Annotated in this window: 3 protein-coding genes; 1 reads left to right on the forward strand and 2 read right to left on the reverse strand. The window is 45.5% G+C overall.

Annotation, left to right across the window (positions count from 1 at the left end; all coding sequences use genetic code 11):
- Positions 1 to 465: MarC family protein (locus tag A3757_RS18795; protein ID WP_068740081.1), on the forward strand; the 465-nt coding region annotated here is incomplete at its 5' end.
- A 33-nt stretch (positions 466 to 498) separates the two neighbouring features.
- Here the strand turns inward: A3757_RS18795 and ald are convergent.
- Positions 499 to 1,620, reverse strand: coding sequence for an alanine dehydrogenase (ald, locus tag A3757_RS18800; RefSeq protein WP_068507523.1), 1,122 nt, complete (start codon positions 1,618 to 1,620; stop codon positions 499 to 501).
- A 157-nt stretch (positions 1,621 to 1,777) separates the two neighbouring features.
- Entirely contained in the window at positions 1,778 to 2,263 is a 486-nt protein-coding gene (locus A3757_RS18805; RefSeq protein ID WP_068507521.1) for a DUF934 domain-containing protein, read from the reverse strand.
- Between the last annotated feature and the right edge of the window lie 57 nt (positions 2,264 to 2,320).

Raw genomic sequence — 2,320 nt, forward strand, 5'->3', positions numbered from 1 at the left:
AAGGCCTGTCTTATTTCCACGATGCTACTAGTATTGTTTGGCAATTTTGGTGAACTCCTTTTAAGTAAGCTTGCGATTAGTATTCATGCATTCAAGATATCCGGTGGCGTGCTTTTGTTTTATACGGCGTTTCGTATGGTTACCAGTAGTTTGTCTTTCGCTGGCAGCGGGAATGGCAGAGATATATCGGTTTTCCCATTGTCCATACCGCTACTTGCGGGGCCTGGCTCTTTAACAGTAAGTATTTTGTTGTTTTCTTCGACTAGTTCGGCTTTGGGCCAGCTTTCTGTGATGTTTGCCATTGTATCTATCAGCACGCTAACCTGTATTCTGATGATTTTTTCGGGCAATGTTAAACGCCTGGTTGGTGCGATAGGTGATGAAGTATTAAAACGTTTTTTAGGAATGATCTTAGCTGCACTGGCAATCCAGTTTATTCTGGATGGCTTGCGAGTATTTACTTAATGTCGGCGAATCAGCTTATGCTGCTATAAGGAATCAAAGCTTATTAAGCGCATTTTCAAGAGAAATGCTTTTTAGGTTTTGTGCCTCGGCAACGTTCTTGTTACAGAGCTCCCCATTAACAATATTCAGACCTTTCATAAAGCCCGGGTTCGTTTCCAGTGCTTTACGACAACCTCTATTAGCAAGCTCGATTACGTAAGGCGCTGTAGCGTTCGTTAAAGCTAGAGTTGAACTTCGTGCAACGGCTCCGGGCATATTGGCGACGCAATAATGTACGACATTATTTATTGTGAATACTGGCTTTTCATGAGTTGTAGGTTTTGAGGTTTCAATACATCCACCTTGGTCTATCGCCACATCTACGATCACGCTGCCGCTTTTCATCTGGCTTAGGTCAGTTTTAGTAATTAGCTTTGGGGCGGTAGCGCCGGGAATTAGCACAGCCCCAATAACAAGGTCGCAGTGAGGTAGGAGTTTGAGTAGGGCTGCGCGACTTGCGTATAGAGTTTTGATGCTGTTGCCAAACTCGCTTTCTAGTGTTCTTAGTGTTTCAATCGATTTATCGAATACGGTTACGTCGCTCCCCATGCCAACAGCGATTTTAGCAGCATTGCGGCCGACAACTCCGCCACCAAGTATCAGAACGCGTGCCGGTTCGACACCGGGGGCACCACTTAAGAGTACGCCGCGACCTCCCTGCGATTTCTCAAGGCAGTGAGCGCCTGCCTGAATTGACATTCGGCCAGCAATCTCTGACATTGGTGTAAGAAGAGGAAGGTGTCCCGCAGCATCGGAAACCGTCTCATAGGCGATGCACGTTGCTTTACTATCTAGCAAGTCGCTTGTTTGCTGAAGATCTGGTGCAAGGTGTAAATATGTAAACAGTATATGACCTGCGGTGAGCTGGCTGCGCTCCCAGGCTTGCGGCTCCTTTACCTTAAGAATCAGGTTTGCTTGGTGAAAAATATCAACAGCAGATTCGAGCACAGTCGACCCTGCGTCAAGGTATTCTTGGTTTGAAAAACCGGATCCTAATCCTGCATCTTTCTCTATAAAAACCTTATGTCCATGAGAATAGAGCTCGTGAGCAATGTTAGGCGTCATGGCGACGCGGAATTCGTTATTTTTGACTTCTTTTGGTACACCAATACGCATTGCTGACTCCTTTAAAAAACGCCAGATATGTTATTAGTATAGCTGTATTTTTAGCGGATGAAGAACGACGTAAGGGGAAGAGGAGGGGGAGTTTGTTTGAAAAGCTCCACCTCTAAGATCCTGGTTTGGGGTCTTAGAGGTGGGTACTAAGCACTCGTTAGCCGCGACGGCGAAATAGTGGTTGATTCATAAAGCTTGCTGCTTGATAAGATTCAGTAAAGTCGGACAAGCCTTCTTGTGCGACCTCAATATCTTTGTCTTCTCGAACTGCATATGCGTCAAAACCGCAGCGTTTCAGATAGAAAAGCTGGTCGTGAAGAATGTCGCCAATTGCACGAATTTCACCCTCAAAGTTCAAACGGTCGCGAAGTATACGAGCATAGGAGTAGCCGCGCCCGTCAACAAACTTAGGGAAGTTTATTGCAATAGCAGGAAGCTTATCCAGGTAGGGTGCAAGCGCTTCCGGTTCTTCGTCGCTGTCGAGCCAAACGCCAACTTCAGAAGCATCAATGCATCCAGGGTTTTCAAGCAAATAGTTTAAGGGAACAAATACCTGGCTCTGCTCAAGCTTGCCTGAAAAACCTTTATCTAGAATTTGCCACGCATCATCGACAATCTTATCTACTTTAATCAGCCTTGGCATATACGCGCTCCTTAAAAGGTAGCATTCCAATTCTACGGAATGTATCAATAAACAGTT

Source organism: Oleiphilus sp. HI0117 (assembly GCF_001635235.1).